Below are 15328 nucleotides of genomic sequence, written 5' to 3'. Positions count from 1 at the left end.
ATGAGTCAAGTATTAAAGCTTAATAACATCAATAAAACCTTTAATCCCGGAACCCTGGATGCTTTTCATGCTTTGAAAGGCATTGACCTTTCAGTGAATCAAGGCGACTTCATTACCATTGTTGGGGGGAATGGTGCGGGGAAATCCACCTTACTCAATGCCATTGCTGGGACCTTTGCCTTAGATAGTGGCGAAATCTTCTTGGAGGAAAAGGATATTACCACTAAGAGTGAAGAAGAGCGGGCAGGGTCGATTTCCCGGGTCTTCCAAGATCCTAAAATGGGAACCGCTCCGCGGATGACCGTCGCTGAAAACCTGGCTCTGGCTGCTAAACGAGGGCAAAAGCGGGGCTTGAGTATGGCTATTACTAATGACAAAGAGGCCTATTTCAGCCAAACTCTATCGCAAATTGGCCTGGGTCTTGAAAACCGTTTGAATGCTGAAATGGGTAAATTATCCGGTGGACAACGCCAATCCATTGCCTTATTAATGGCTACTATCGTTAAGCCCAAACTCCTATTGTTGGATGAACACACGGCAGCTTTGGACCCTAAGACCTCACGTAGGATTTTAGAGCTCACCAACCAACAAGTGCAAGAAGAAAAACTCACCGCCCTAATGATCACCCACAACTTACAAGATGCCCTAACCTATGGCAATCGGATGATCTTACTCCATCACGGAGAAATAATCCGCGACTTCACCCAAGAAGAAAAAGAAAACCTATCCAGCCAAGAACTCTACACAATCATGGAAGACTTGGTATAAGGATTAGAGTGTGACAAAAGTCAAAAAGAGCCCTGAACCACTGGATCTAAAGGACGAAAGAATTCTTAAGAAGAATTCGTCGTCCTTTAGTGAAGTGGACGTCAGGGCTGACTTTTGGAACACGTTTGGATAGAGTGTGACAAGCGCAAAAAGAGGGGAGACCATTGGAAGAAGTGCGCAGTAAATCCTCAAAGAGGATTTACAAGGGCTTCTGAAATGGAGCTCGCCTCGCGCTTGGAGCACGTTTGGAAAGGATGTGAGGACGCCGTCAGAGACTTGAATTGCTGGAGGAAAATACCATAAGCACAGGAAACTGTGTGTTGGAATTTTCTGAAGCAACTTCAAGGCTGGCGTCCGAACTCAACTAGACAGTCCGACAAGCGCACGTTTAAAGTCAGATAATTAAGCTAAAGAAAAAAGCAGTTATGCTCACAAAACGCATGACTGCTTTTTCTAATAATTAGTCCTCTTTTTGATGAACTTGTTCATAGAGGTCTAAGATTTCATTGACTTTTTGGTTGACTTGACTGTTATTTTTGATTCGATAGGGTTCTAGGGCATGGACTTGTTCTTCTAAGCTGGCTCCAATGGCAAAGTCAAATTGAGCCTTGGGGATAGCAGCTTGATTAGGAAAGAGCCCTTCTTCACTAGCTTGACTGATCGGAATTCGGTATTGGGTATTGTAAGGCCCCGTAAAGCTGCCGGGGAGTGTTCCGGTTTCTTTGACAACTTTTTGGCGGATTAGTTGCTGGGAAGGGGTGAAAGTCTCACTAGAGCCCATCATTTGCGGATCATAGTTATTCAACTGATTGAGCAAGCTCAGCCAGTGTTTAGCGTGGCGTTCTACCGGATTGGCAAAACTGGCATTGCCGTCATCATTTAAGGTATGGCGCTGGTAAGTATTATCGTATCCAATCCATGACATGAGCGTAATCCTTGGGCTTGAGCCTCCAATCCAATGGTCATTGAAATCCTCTGAGGTCCCTGTTTTCATATAGATATCCGAAAAAGCATTCAAACCGCCACTATATGGTTGGAAAGTCCCGGTCCGATGGGTATCTTTCAAGACATCAATCATGATATCACTGCTTTCTTTATCAAAGACAGGTTCTTGGTAGTTTTGATGTTGATAAATAAAGTTCCCATTACTATCAGAAATGCTTTCAATGAGGTAAGGGCTGATGCTTTGGCCGCCGTTAGCAAAAGTCGCAAAAGCGGCCGCTAATTCAACGACAGTCGGGCCTGTTTGGGTTCCTCCAATGGATAGGGCGACATTATCCTTGACTTCATTTTCCGTAACGGCTTGGTCTAGGCCTAAACGATCGACATAAGCTTGGATATCGACACCATGTTTTAAAAGGTGTTGGTAGAGATAAATGGTCGGGTTATTCAAGGAATTGGCTAGGGCATGGCGGAAGGTCACCAACTGATTGGAGATATTATTTCCATAGTTGGACGGTTCATAGTAAGACCCATCGGCTTGCTGGATACGAATAGGGGTATCAGCGATTAGGGTACTTGGAAAGGCTAAACCCTCTTGGATAGCTGGTCCATAAGTCAGCAAGGGCTTGAACATGGAACCTGGTGACCGTCGCATGTCAAAGGCATGGTCCACTTGGTTTTGGTCGAAGTCAATCCCTCCAACAAAGCCTAAGATTCTTCCGCTAGCATTTTCGATAAGGACATTGCCGGTTTGGACAGGGAGGGGGATGGCTTCGCTTTCACCGGTTTCTGGATTATTTTGAGAGGTCATATAAGTTTGTCCCAGGGAACCAGCTTGATTGGCGACCGTTTGGTTGAGAAGCTGATAGATATTAGGATCAACTGTGGTCTTAACGGTTAGGCCGCCATTACGGTAATAAGAATCGGCCCGTTGTTGGTATTCACTACGTAGGTTGTCATCGGCTTGAATATCTTCTTCACTGACTCCATCCATGGCCATAAAACGCTGCATGAGGAGTTTAAGGCTTTGCTTTTCCACTTGTTGGTAGAGATAAGTATTCTTTTGCCCAGTGCTTGAATCAGCCTCATCAACTTGGCTGTCGGCCTGGATAAAGTCACTTTTTATATCGTAGTTTTTAGCTTTTTCGTAGTCTTCCTGACTAATATAATTTTCTAAGCGCATCCGGTCGAGGACTTCCTGCATCCGTTCTACCCCGTAATTAAGGGCTTCTGGGGATTTTAATTGGCCCTCGCTATCATAGGGAGTATAGTTATAGGGATTTTGGGGCATCCCTACTAAAAAGGCGGCCTGAGGTAAGTTAACTTGGTCGGCGCTTTTGCCAAAGATACCTTCAGCAGCTGCCTCAATACCAGCAATATTTTCGCCCTTATTGTTACGACCAAAAGGAGAGGTATTAAGATAGGATTCCAGGATTTGTTCCTTAGAAAAATAATTTTCTAAACGGTTGGCTAAGAGCATTTCTTTAGCCTTCCGTTCAAAGGAGACTTCGTTAGATAAGAAGCGTTGCTTGACCAATTGCTGGGTAATGGTTGACCCGCCTGAAGAAGACCCGCCCAGGACTTGGGAGACGATTGCACGCAGGATCGCACTGGGGACTACACCATGGTGTTTAAAAAAGTGTTCATCTTCAGTAGCCACTAGGCCGTGAACAATCTGTGGCGAAATCTCTTCTAATTGAACATTCTTTCTCACTAGGTCACTGCGGACTTCATCGATCAGGGAACCGTCATTGTAGGTGAGGGTCGAGACTTCTTCCAAGTTTTGAATTTGGCTAGCCATTTCCTCAGGGGAGGGGTTGGGAAGGTCTTCGGTTAATCCTAAGAAAAATCCGCTAGCTACCCCCATAGCTAAGGCTAAACTGAGTAGACCCAGAACCAGGACATAGCCTAGCAGGCGTTTGATCACTGAAAAGAAGACATTGCTGGAAAAGAAGAATCGATCTTTCCAAGCAGGCTTTTCCTCCTGATTATTATTGTGGATAGGTGAATGTTGATTAATAATAATCCCTCCTTATGAACTCCTAATTATTATAGCAAAAGTCTGGGTGACTGACTATGTGGATGACTGGACCAGTCCGTAAAAGCGGAAGCTTGAACTTGCGCCATTTAGCTGTTTTTGGTAGAATTAAGAATTGTAGATTATAGACTAAAAACGAAAGAAGGTATGTTTCGTGTCGGGACATAATAAGTGGAGCAAAATTAAAAATACTAAGGGCGCTGAAGACGCAAAACGCGCTAAGATCTTCCAAAAATTATCGCGTGAAATTTATATGGCGGTAAAACAAGGTGGACCAGATGCGGATGCTAACCCATCACTTCGTATGGTTATGGACAAAGCCAAAGCAGCAAACATGCCTAAGACCAACATTGAAAGGGCCATTGATAAAGGTAGTAATACCGCTGGTGGCGAAGATTACGATGAAGTCACTTATGAAGGTTACGGTCCTAATGGGATTGCTGTTTTTGTGGAAACCTTAACCGACAATACCAACCGTACCTTAACCAATGTACGGACCATCTTTAACCGTAACGGCGGTAGCCTAGGTGAAAGTGGCTCAGTGGCTTATATGTTTGATCGCAAAGGCTACCTCGCTATTGAACGGGAAGACTTAGACGTTGATGAAGAAACCATGTTTATGGATGCCATTGACGCAGGTGCCGAAGACTTACAAACTTCTGACGAAGTCTTTGAAATTTATACCGAAGCCAATGACTTTGGAGCCGTTCGTGACGCCTTAGAAGAAAAAGGCTATAAACTCGCCACTTCTGAATTAACCATGGTACCAAAAACCATGATTGACCTCCCAGAGGACAAGAAAGCCACCTTTGAAACCCTCATTGAAAAATTAGAAGACGACGATGACGTCCAAAACGTCTATTACAACACTGAACTAGACGCGTAATAGTATAGTGCGACAGTCACACCAAAGGACGAAATCGCTGGAGAAAACTGGGATAAGCTCGGTTATAAGGATGAGAGGAAGGATCAGGGAGGGAGATTCCTTGGAGGAAAAGATGATAAGATCAGCTTGCTGATCGTTCAACTTTTCTGAAAGGACATCCCCTCACCCTTCCGAACTCAACTAAGCTGAGCGTTACCAGTTTTTGAAGCGGACGTTCGTCCTGTGACTGGAGCAGGTTTAGATAGAGTGCGAGCTGACGACAAAAAGTGAAACGCTAGAAGAAATATGCGGAAATCCTTGAAAAGGATTGCCAAATATTTCTGAAGCGGAGTTCACTTTTGTCAGCGAGCAGGTTTGGATAGAGTGCGACGGGTGCGTCAAAGATCGATAGAGCTACGCATACTATATCTGTAACTCGCTAACGCTTCGAACAGCTATAGCAACTGGAGCTAAAGTGGAAAGTTTTTGAAAAGAATTTCTTGCACTTTAGTGAAGTGGAGATCGATCTGCACCCGGAGCAGGTTTAGAAAGAGTGCGACAAGCGCGGTAAAGAGCAAGGCCACTTGCTTTGCACTAGGAATACATTTTGATAAGAGCGTTCGTACTTAAAAAATGGGCTGAGACTTTTGTCACAGCCTCTTTATTTTATATAGGTATTTATCCCAAAAAAGGGACTAAGCAGAAACAATAAATTATGTTATAGTGTAAGGGATAAATTTTTCAATCTAACTGATATAGAAAGAAGCGATGATTGCATGATTAATCAAGAATTAATTCAACAATTCCATGAAAAATATCATTCTGACCCTAAAAATAGTGCCAGCGAACACGCCATCCGTGAAGTCGGTATTAACAAGGCCAGCGTCAATTATCAAGTTCGCCAAGAACATGACTTTAAATTTTCCGAAGAAACCAAACGTGGTAAGATCACTAACCAAAAACAAAGTGGTCGTTGCTGGATGTTCGCAGCCCTAAATACTGCCCGGGTTTCCACTATGGAAAAATTAAACCTAGAAACTTTTGAATTCTCCCAATCTTATACTTTATTCTGGGATAAGTTAGAGAAGGCTAATTTCTTCTTAACCAGTATTATTGATACCGTTGATGAAGCTCAAGACTCTCGTTTAGTTTGGCATTTACTCCAAACGCCATGTGAAGATGGGGGCCAATGGGAAATGTTTGCGGATATCTTGAAGAAATATGGCTCTGTGCCAAAAGAAGTTATGCCTGAAACTTTCCATTCTTCTAACACCCATCTCTTGGATGAAGTCTTAGAAACCAAGCTACGTGAATTTGCGGCTCGTTTACGTCAAATGCATGAAGCTGGCAAATCAAAGGCAGACTTAGAAGCAAAACGTGATGAACAACTTTACTTTATTTATAATGTTTTAGTTAAGGCCTTAGGGGAAGTGCCAAGTCAATTTACCTACCAATACCGTGACAAGGATGACCAATTCCACCGGATTGAAGACATTACCCCACAAGAATTCTTCCAAAAATATACCAATCTCGAAGTGAACGACATGGTTAGTCTCTTAAATGCACCAACTGCTGATAAACCATATCATAAGACATACACCGTGGATTATTTAGGATCAATCGTTGAAGGTGAACCTATTAAGTATCTCAACGTCCCAATTGAAGCCCTTAAAGACGCAGCCATCAAAGCCATTAAAGACGGCTATCCAGTATGGTTTGGTTCAGATGTTGGTAAGATGAGTGAACGTGAACTTGGTTTAATGGATACTAAGATGTACCGCTACCAAGATACTTTGGGTGAAAACTATACCTTAAACAAGGCAGAACGCCTTGACTATAGTGTCAGTCTCCTAACCCATGCCATGGTTCTAGTAGGGGTTAACTTGGACAAAGAAGGCAAGCCTACCCATTGGAAAGTTGAAAATTCCTGGGGTAAAAAGGTCGGAGATGAAGGAATCTTCTCCATGTCCGATGAATGGTTCGATGAATACACCTTCCAAATCACCGTACCTAGCCGTTATGTTGATGAAAAATTATTAGAAGAATATCAACAAGAACCTGTTCACCTAAAACCTTGGGATCCAATGGGCTCTTTGGCTAAAGTTTATTAAAGTTAAAATCATAAGTAAAAACTTTATATAATAACTAACAACCGCATGCTGTATTACTGCTTATGCTGGGACAGACTCTAGTCCCAGCAAGCAGCTTAACTGCATAGCGGTTGTTTTTTATTGGATAGAAAATAAAGCGGGCTTTTTTTCTCTTTTAAATATTTCCTTTTTAGCTTTTATAAAAAATAAAGTGAACACAGTTCATTTTGCTTGCTCTTGAAAAATGAGGGGCGTATAATCGTCCCTGTTCAATGAAGGAGGAAGAAAAAATGTTTTTAGCCTATAAAGAAATTATGCATAGTAAGGCTCGTTACTTATTAATTACGGGACTTTTGTTTTTAATTGCTTACTTGGTTTTCTTTTTAACGGGATTGTCATATGGGCTGGCCCAGGATAATCGTCTAGCCGTAGATGCTTGGTCAGCTGATCAAATTGTACTAGCCAGTGATAGTAACCATATTTTAGGCAAATCGAATTTTGAAGCAGATTTAGCCAATGAAATTACTGCCGACCAAAAGGCACTCTTTTCGGAAATGCCGGGAGTGGTTAAATTGAATGAGGAGGGTGAGAAGATTAATGTTGCCTTATTTGGGATCCAAGGGGATGAGTTTCTCAAACCAGATATTGTTGCTGGAAAGATGTTTGATGCTCCCGGCCAAGGGGTAGTTGATATCAGCATGAAGAACCAATATGGTTTGGAAATAGGTGATAGTCTGCAAGTGGCCAATATGGACCACCCTATTATAGTGGTTGGCTTTACTAAAAATCAACGCTTTTCCGTGGCGCCAGTTGTTTTTACCAGCTTAGAAGACCTTAAAGAAATTCGCTACAGTGGTCTAGGACAACTACCGGAGAAAGATTTTATTAATGCCGTCGTGGTCCGTGGCCAAGCCAACCATGTTCCTGAGGAATTGGAGACCATAAGTATTGAAGACTTTATCCAAGATATTCCTGGTTACCGGGCTCAGGTAGTGACCTTTAACTTTATGATTGGTTTTCTGATTGTGATTGCAGCTGTGGTGGTTGGCATATTTATCTATGTTCTAACCATGCAAAAGGCGCCGATCTTTGGCGTTATGAAGGCCCAAGGCATAGCCACCAGCTATATTGCTAAGTCGGTTCTTGGCCAAAGTTTCCTCTTAGCCAGTCTTGGGGTAGTTTTTGCCTTGCTGGCAACTTTGGCTTCTGCTTATTTACTGCCAGCAGCGGTGCCCTTTGCTTTAACTTGGGAGTATTTCCTCCTAGTAGGCATTTTAATCATCATTGCAGCGGTTATGGCGGCTTTATTCTCGGTCAGAGCCATTGCCAAGGTTGACCCCCTCGAAGCCATGGCCTAAAAGAGAAATTGAGTAAAGGAGTGTTCATATGAAAGCAATCGAATTAATAAATGTCTCTAAATCCTTTCAAGACGGCGATCAAATAATAGAGGCTTTAAAGCCGACTAATTTTTCCGTGAGTGACGGAGAATTTGTCGCCATTGTTGGTCCCTCAGGTTCAGGAAAGTCGACCTTCCTCACCCTGAGTGGCGGTTTACAAAGTCCAAGTCAGGGTGAGGTTAGGGTCAATGGCCAGGCCTTTTCCAGTTTAAAGGAAAAAGACAGGGCGAAGCGCCGTTTCCAAGAAATTGGCTTTATCTTACAAGCTTCTAACTTAATTCCCTATTTAACGGTTAAAGATCAATTACGCTTAGTCGATAAAATCCAAGGCCACAGTCAAGCAGCCTATGCCCAAGCCCTCTTCCAAGAATTGGGAGTAGACCACTTATTAAACAAGTACCCAGCAGACTTGTCAGGCGGGGAGCGACAAAGGGTAGCTATCGCGCGGGCCCTCTATCCCGACCCTACTATCATCCTGGCTGATGAACCGACTGCTTCTTTAGATAGTCAAAGGGCTTTTGAAGTGGTTAATATATTGGCTAGAGAGAGTAAGGAGAAGAATAAGGCCATCATTATGGTTACCCATGATACTCGCTTAATCAAACAGTGTGACCGGGTTTTTGAAATGCGTGATGGTGTCCTGGAGGAAAGTCATTAATAAAAAAACAGTTGGCTACTTTAAATTAGCCAACTGTTTTTGTTTAAGCTTTAGTTTTTAGATTGATCTAAATCAACCTTGCCGTGGAGAATATCGTCCCGGTGACGGATGAACTGAACTAGGAGGAGCAAGAAAACGAAGACACCCAAATAACCAATAAAAGGATAAACATAGGAGACCAAGCGGGTAAATCCGAAAGCAGAAAGTCCTAGTCCCACTAGAACCATCGGAATCATTAGCTTGGGGACTCGTTGAGGTTGGTTATAGGAGAAGCGTTTGGCTAAAGGATAAAACATACCGATAGCGGTGTTGAAGATCATCCCAAAGACTACCACACCCATAACAGCGCCCAGCAGGGGATGGATATCATCGAGGACCATAAGCATAGGCATCTCATTAGTATCCAAGCGTTGAATATTACCTACAATGGTAATATAAGCGGCTGCCTGTAAAATGGTTGTCACCAAGCCACCAAGTATGCCACCAAGTCCCGCTTCAAAGGAAGATTCTTGGTTGCCCCCAATCACAATGGCCATGGAAACGCAGGTCATGATTCCTAGGGAAGTATAATTAATGGCAGATACCCACCAATTAGGGAGAGAGGTTTCTGCTTTTTGGGCCAGGTCCAAGGCTTCAGAGAAGGGGATAGGTGAAGCCATCAGGGTATAGATTGAAGCCCCTATAATTAAGATTAAAACAAAGGGTGTAATGGCACCAATTAATTGGGTCACCTTGGTCGTATCTAAAAAGGCGGTTAGAATCAGTAATACCGTCAATAAGATGCTACCTACCCAGGTGGGCAAGGAGAAAATCAGCTTTAAGTTAGTTCCTGCTCCGGCAATCATCACAAAACCAATTAAAAATAAGGATAAATTGATAGCAAGGTCAATCAATTTAGCAATGATAGGGCTAGAGATTTTGTCAAAAACAATGCGGTGGTCCTCAGCTGAATAACGAAAACCATAGACTAAAAGTAAATAGCCGCCCATGGCAAAGAAAAAGCAGGATAAGATTAAAGCAAAAATACCTTCACGACCAAAGGCGACATAATATTGAAAGGCCTCTTGACCACTAGCAAATCCGGCTCCGACAATCACCCCGACATAAGCTAAGGCAATGGTAATTAAACGCATGAAACGTCCTGACTTCATATAAAATCCTCCTTACAAATAAATTAGTATCCTATGGCCAGTATAGCAGAGTGGTTTTTATTTTAAAATAAAGCGCTTTCATTAATTGAAAATAAATTTTCCTTACCTATATTCTTTACTTCTTTATAAATTATCATCAGAAAGAGGTAAAGGTTAAGCTTAAGTTAAATATTTCACTAGAAGCCCCAATACATTTTTGTTTTTTGCTTAGATTAAAGTGGAAAGTGAAAAGTTCCTTGACAGAAAAATGATAATTATTTATGCTTAGATCAAGGAAATGAATGTCTTCCCAGGATTTACTCCTAAACCGCGCATAAGAATGCTTATGAGCTGATGACTTCTGCAAATAAAAGCAGAAGGGCATCAGCTTTTTTGCTTGAAAAGAAAAGGAGTAGAAAGATGTTATTGTTAAGTTTTGCCTATATTTTTATTTTAGGTTTGTTAGTCGAACGACTGTGTCAGTCTTTACGTATTCCTAGCCTAGTGGGTTATCTCTTTTTAGGAATTTTACTAGGGCCCCATGCCTTAAATTTATTAGATCCCACTATCTTAGACTTGTCTGCGGATTTAAGGCAAGTGGCTTTGATTATTATCCTGACTCGAGCAGGCTTGTCCTTAGATATCCGTGGCCTGATTAAGGTGGGCAGGCCAGCACTCTTGATGTGTTTTTTACCGGCAACTTTTGAAATGATCGCTACCAGTCTCTTAGCACCTAGCATTTTAGGGATCAGCCAGGCCGATGCCCTAGTCCTGGGGGCGGTACTCGGAGCGGTTTCCCCAGCGGTTGTGGTACCTAAAATGTTAAAACTGATTGATGAAGGCTATGGGACAGAAAAGCAAATTCCGCAAATTATCCTAGCCGGGTCGTCAGCTGATGATATTTATGTCTTGGTTCTCTTTTCTTCCTTCCTAGCTGTTGCTCAAGGAGGAAGTTTCCAAGTGACTCAACTCCTGACTATCCCGATTTCCATTATTCTAGGCCTCTTAGTCGGTGGGCTTTTAGGTGCTGGCTTAAATCGCCTCTTTGATCGTTTTGCCTTTAGCACTGCCAAGCAGTTAATTTTACTCTTATCCCTATCCTTTGTCTTGGTATCGGTGGAGAAAATATTGCCAGCACTCCCATTCTCAGGAATATTAGCAGTGATGGCAATGGGACTGATGATCAATCGCCTGGACTCAGAAAAGGCGGTCGATCTCGGCCAATACTATAATAAATTATGGATCCCTGGTGAAATTCTGCTCTTTGTCTTAGTGGGCGCCTCTGTCAATATTACCTATGCCTTTCAAGCAGGCTGGCAACCGGTTCTTTTAATTGGTATGGTATTAATATTCCGGTCATTGGGTGTCTTATTATCCCTAGCCAAGACCCACCTAAGTCTTAAAGAACGCTTATTTTCAGTGATTGCCTACCTGCCTAAAGCAACTGTTCAGGCAGCCATTGGCGGGGTCCCCTTGGCGATGGGACTAGGATCTGGAGAAATTATTTTAACCGTTTCGGTCCTCGCTATCTTAATTACTGCCCCCTTAGGAGCCTTTGGAATTGACCTCACTTACCAAAAAATTTTGCAAAAGGAAGTCAAATAAGTAAAAACAAGGTTCAGCGTTACTATAGCCTGAGCCTTGTTCTTTTATATTGTAAATAAAGGGCTTTACTTTCAAGTGAAGAAGTCTATAATATTCACTGAGAGTAGGATTAATGCGTTAAGTGTCAGTGGACGGAATGTTGCTGCTGGACGAAGAGATTACTCGCGATGTTAATCCGCATTCGCTCAAATGCCATCGAGTGTAATGTCCCTTTTTGGGCCTCTCCAATGTATATTAGGAGGGTTTTTTTGTTATGTTTAGAAAATGGTTACCTTTAGATGTCGCCTCATCACGGGTGATTACGGGTATGGGTTTATTGATGGCTTTAAACCTCTTACTCAACCAATTCCGTTTAGTTCTAGGACCAACCCTAGAAATCAGTTTTGCCTTTATACCATTAGCTATTATGGGGGCTTTTTACGGACCTATCTATGCTGGAATTGGCGCCGGTTTATGTGATGTGATTGGTTTTGTTCTGAGTCCAAGTGGCTTCTTCTTTCCTGGCTTTACCTTTAATGCGGTCTTAGCCGGTTTGATTTATGGCTTTGTTCTTTTCCGTCAAGGCTATAACTTGAAACGAATTCTCATTGCTAAAGTATTAACTACGGTGTTGATTTCATTATTCTTAACGCCTTTATGGCTCAATATGATGTACCAGTCCGGTTTATTTGCCTGGGCAAGAATCATTCGTACAGCTGTCCTATTTCCAGTAGACCTATTTCTTCTAATTATTATTTTCAAGATGATCGAAAGAAGTCGGGCCGTCAAGAATATGCGCAGCCAAAGTGCTCATTAATTACTATGTAAAAATTTTTTTTTTCAAGACGGGTCAATAGACTCGTCTTTTTTCATAGTATTAAGCAATTTGATTTATTAAGGTAACATAGTCTGTATAATATAAATGAAAAAGATAATGATTTACGAGAGGCGATTTTTATGGCAACAATGAATGATGTAGCGAAGTTAGCAGGAGTTTCGCGGGGAACTGTTTCAAATTATATAAATGGCGTAAAAGTTAAAGAAGCTTCGCAAATTAAAATACAAGAAGCAATTGAACAATTAAATTATGTCCCTAATAATAATGCCAGAGCGTTAAAATTAAACCGAACGAATATAATAGCTTTTATATTGCCAAATACTTTATCACCTTTTTTTTCAGAATTAACTTATTATGTTCAACAAGAAATAGAGTCTTATGGATATAAAATGCTCTTATGTAATTCAAATAATGAAATTACTAAAGAAATTGACTATATAAAAATGGTTAAAGAGCAAAAGGCAGCTGGAATTATTACTATTTCTTATAGTAAACTTCCTTTAGCACTGATTGAACATATTCCAATGGTATCGATAGAAAAGCAAATTAGCTCAGAAATCCCTTGTGTCACTTCAGATAATTATCAAGGAGGTTATTTAGCTATCGAAGAACTTGTTAGACGTGGAGCAGAAAAAATATTGATAGTCACTCGAACTACCGAGAACTCACGTATTAACTATGGACAGAGAGCCAAAGGAGCGGTTCAAGCATGCATTGATAAGGAAATTGATTACGAGCTATTTAGCTCAAATAAGCATGAAAAAGACTTCCTTAAAGACCTCCTAATTTATACTAAAAATACCTTCAGAAAAAAATATGATTATGACGGTATATTCACCGTATCTGATAATTATGCTGATTATATGAACAATATATTGCAAGAACAATCGATTAAGGTCCCTGATGATATTCAAATTGTCGGCTTTGATGGGTCAAAAATGTATCAGAATCAGAAAAGAATTATTTCATCAATTAGACAACCAGTGATTGATATTGCTAGAGAATCGGTTGATATCATGATGAATGTAGTAGAACAGTCTCAATATGATAAAGATCGTCGACATTTAGTAACACTTCCAGTAAAATTTGTAGAAGGAAAAACAACTCGGAGTCTTGACAAGTAATTGCTAAAGCGCTATCATTTGTAATTGAAATGGAACGTTCCAAAAAAACTAATAGTATTTTTGAGAACGTTCTATAATATCAAATCAAAATTTGGAACGTTCCAAAAAGGAGGAGCACAAATGAGAAAAATAGTCATTGCCTCACATGGTAAATTGGCTGATGGAATGAAAAGCACTTTGGATTTATTTATCCCTAAGGAAACTAATATTACCTATATGTCAGCATATATTGATAATTTTCCCTCTATTGAGGAACAAATAGAGAGTTTTATCGAGAATATTCAAGAGGGTGATGAGGTAATCATTTTTACTGACTTGTATGGTGGGAGTGTTAATCAAAAATTTTTAGAAGTTTCTAAGAATTTTAATAATTTTTATGTGGTAGCAGGATTTAATGTTGCAATTATTATTGAGCTAATTTATTCGCAAGGTCCTATGAGTTATCAAAAAATTAATAATATTATTGAAAAATCGCGCTTGGCGATTCGTTTAGCTAACGCTAAAGATTTTTCCTCCAAGGAAATCATCAAACCAGAAGAGAGCAATGATCACAATGCAGACGTTAATAATTCCAATAAATCTATCGTATTACGGGTTGATGAACGTTTAGTTCATGGTCAAATCGCCATGGTTTGGTCACGCGAGTTGGCGCTCCATGGAATTATTGTTGCTAATGATGAAGCAGCTAACAATGAAACGCAGAAAATGGCATTAAAAATGGCAGTTCCTGATGGAATTAGAGTTCTCATCCGATCTGTTGAAGACGTTATTGATGTATTGAAAGATAAGCGAGCAAACACAAAAAACTTATTAGTGATCGTTCGAACAGTTCAAGACGCTTTAAGACTTGCGCAAGGAGCCAATAATATCGATTACATTAATATAGGTAATGTTGGTAAATCAGTAGAAGGGAAAAAGACAACTTTAAGTCAATTTGTCATGTTAACTGATGACGAGATGAACGCCTTAAAAGGATTAGTTAAAGTGCATCCAAATACCTGTCTGCAAAATTTACCTTCTGATGAAAAAATTAAAGCAGAAACATTTTTTAAATAGGAGAGTGAAATTATGTTATTACAAGCTTTTATAGTTGCTTTTGTGGTATTTATTACTGTTGGTGGACAAGAGTTACTAGGTTTTACCATGCTCGGACGGCCAATTGTTATTGGGCCATTGCTTGGGCTTTTATTAGGCGACTTGCAAACAGGACTATTGATTGGAGCATCTCTAGAAACTATCTTTATGGGAGTGGTTAATATCGGTGGAGCTAGCTCCGCTGAACCAGGATTAGCAACGGCTTTAGCGACTGCTTTTGCCATCAATATGGAGGCGGGTGTAGATATTGTATTACCTATAGCGATTCCTTTAGGAATTATTGGTTTACAAATAAAGACCTTAATTTACGTGGGTATTGTAGGGCCATTTGCAACCAAATTTGATGAATTGGCTGAACAAGGAGAAGCAAAAAAATAGCCTACCTGCATTATGGCCTTTGGCTTTTGCAATGGTTTATATATTCTCTAATTCCTTTCTTTGCTATTCTTTACGGTGCTGAACTCACTCAAAATGCTCTTGAACAAATTCCAGATGTGATTGTGCATGGCTTGAGTATTGCAGGGAATCTTCTACCTGCTGTTGGGATGGCTATGCTATTAAAAATTCTATGGGATAAGCATTTATTTATCTATTTCTTACTAGGCTTTGTATTGATTTCATATTTCAAGATTCCACTAATTGCTGTTGCAGTAATTGCTGCAATTATCGCTGTTATCGTTTCACATAACGATTTGAAATTTAAACGAATGAATGATAAAAATCAAGCGGTTTCTTCAGTGAATACTCATTCAACAGACCAAGAGCTAGATCAATTCTTTAATTAGATAGGAGGAATAGA

The 15328-nt window shown here is 40.7% G+C and carries 11 protein-coding genes, 1 pseudogene and 2 riboswitches; of the genes and pseudogenes, 10 read left to right on the top strand and 2 right to left on the bottom strand.

The features are described from left to right. Complete coding sequence (locus tag DBT49_RS06850; protein ID WP_070560499.1) at positions 1-768, top strand: ABC transporter ATP-binding protein; 768 nt, start codon at positions 1-3, stop codon at positions 766-768. Positions 769-1228: 460 nt separating this feature from the next. Here the strand turns inward: DBT49_RS06850 and DBT49_RS06845 are convergent, their stop codons facing one another. Further along, a complete protein-coding gene (locus DBT49_RS06845; RefSeq protein WP_111835140.1) occupies positions 1229-3637 on the bottom strand; it encodes a transglycosylase domain-containing protein in 2409 nt (802 codons plus the stop codon). A 265-nt stretch (positions 3638-3902) separates the two neighbouring features. Here DBT49_RS06845 and DBT49_RS06840 point away from each other — a divergent pair, with 265 nt between their 5' ends. From DBT49_RS06840 to DBT49_RS06825, 4 genes are all read left to right on the top strand, one after another. After that, positions 3903-4634 (top strand): YebC/PmpR family DNA-binding transcriptional regulator, encoded by a 732-nt coding sequence (locus DBT49_RS06840; protein WP_060778542.1) that lies wholly within the window; start codon positions 3903-3905, stop codon positions 4632-4634. 755 nt (positions 4635-5389) lie between these two features. Further along, entirely contained in the window at positions 5390-6724 is a 1335-nt protein-coding gene (locus DBT49_RS06835; RefSeq protein ID WP_070560503.1) for a C1 family peptidase, read from the top strand. Between the two features lie 269 nt (positions 6725-6993). Continuing rightward, positions 6994-8061 carry an ABC transporter permease gene (locus DBT49_RS06830; RefSeq protein ID WP_070560505.1) on the top strand — a complete coding sequence of 356 codons (1068 nt, stop codon included), beginning with the start codon at positions 6994-6996 and terminating at the stop codon, positions 8059-8061. Between the two features lie 28 nt (positions 8062-8089). Beyond that, entirely contained in the window at positions 8090-8758 is a 669-nt protein-coding gene (locus tag DBT49_RS06825; protein ID WP_070560506.1) for an ABC transporter ATP-binding protein, read from the top strand. Positions 8759-8808: 50 nt separating this feature from the next. Here DBT49_RS06825 and DBT49_RS06820 read toward each other — a convergent pair whose 3' ends face one another. Beyond that, complete coding sequence (locus DBT49_RS06820) at positions 8809-9909, bottom strand: YkvI family membrane protein (protein ID WP_070560508.1); 1101 nt, start codon at positions 9907-9909, stop codon at positions 8809-8811. Between the two features lie 264 nt (positions 9910-10173). Further along, a riboswitch (Fluoride riboswitch) is annotated at positions 10174-10259 on the top strand. Between the two features lie 49 nt (positions 10260-10308). On the opposite strand from DBT49_RS06820, the gene DBT49_RS06815 reads away from it, so the two are divergent. From DBT49_RS06815 to DBT49_RS06795, 5 genes and pseudogenes are all read left to right on the top strand, one after another. Next, complete coding sequence (locus DBT49_RS06815; protein ID WP_070560510.1) at positions 10309-11493, top strand: cation:proton antiporter; 1185 nt, start codon at positions 10309-10311, stop codon at positions 11491-11493. A 97-nt stretch (positions 11494-11590) separates the two neighbouring features. Then, positions 11591-11682, top strand: a riboswitch (THF riboswitch). A gap of 64 nt (positions 11683-11746) precedes the next feature. After that, entirely contained in the window at positions 11747-12289 is a 543-nt protein-coding gene (locus DBT49_RS06810; RefSeq protein ID WP_070560512.1) for a folate family ECF transporter S component, read from the top strand. A 140-nt stretch (positions 12290-12429) separates the two neighbouring features. Then, positions 12430-13434 carry a LacI family DNA-binding transcriptional regulator gene (locus tag DBT49_RS06805; protein WP_070560514.1) on the top strand — a complete coding sequence of 335 codons (1005 nt, stop codon included), beginning with the start codon at positions 12430-12432 and terminating at the stop codon, positions 13432-13434. A gap of 120 nt (positions 13435-13554) precedes the next feature. Next, complete coding sequence (locus tag DBT49_RS06800) at positions 13555-14490, top strand: PTS mannose/fructose/sorbose transporter subunit IIAB (RefSeq protein WP_083300534.1); 936 nt, start codon at positions 13555-13557, stop codon at positions 14488-14490. 12 nt (positions 14491-14502) lie between these two features. Beyond that, positions 14503-15314: pseudogene (locus tag DBT49_RS06795) on the top strand (PTS sugar transporter subunit IIC). Positions 15315-15328: the final 14 nt, after the last annotated feature.

Origin of the sequence: Aerococcus mictus, from assembly GCF_003286595.3 — a bacterium.
Taxonomy (GTDB): Bacteria; Bacillota; Bacilli; order Lactobacillales; family Aerococcaceae; genus Aerococcus; species Aerococcus mictus.
The sequence above is the reverse complement of the archived record's forward strand: the minus strand, read 5'-3'. Positions and strand labels throughout refer to the sequence as shown.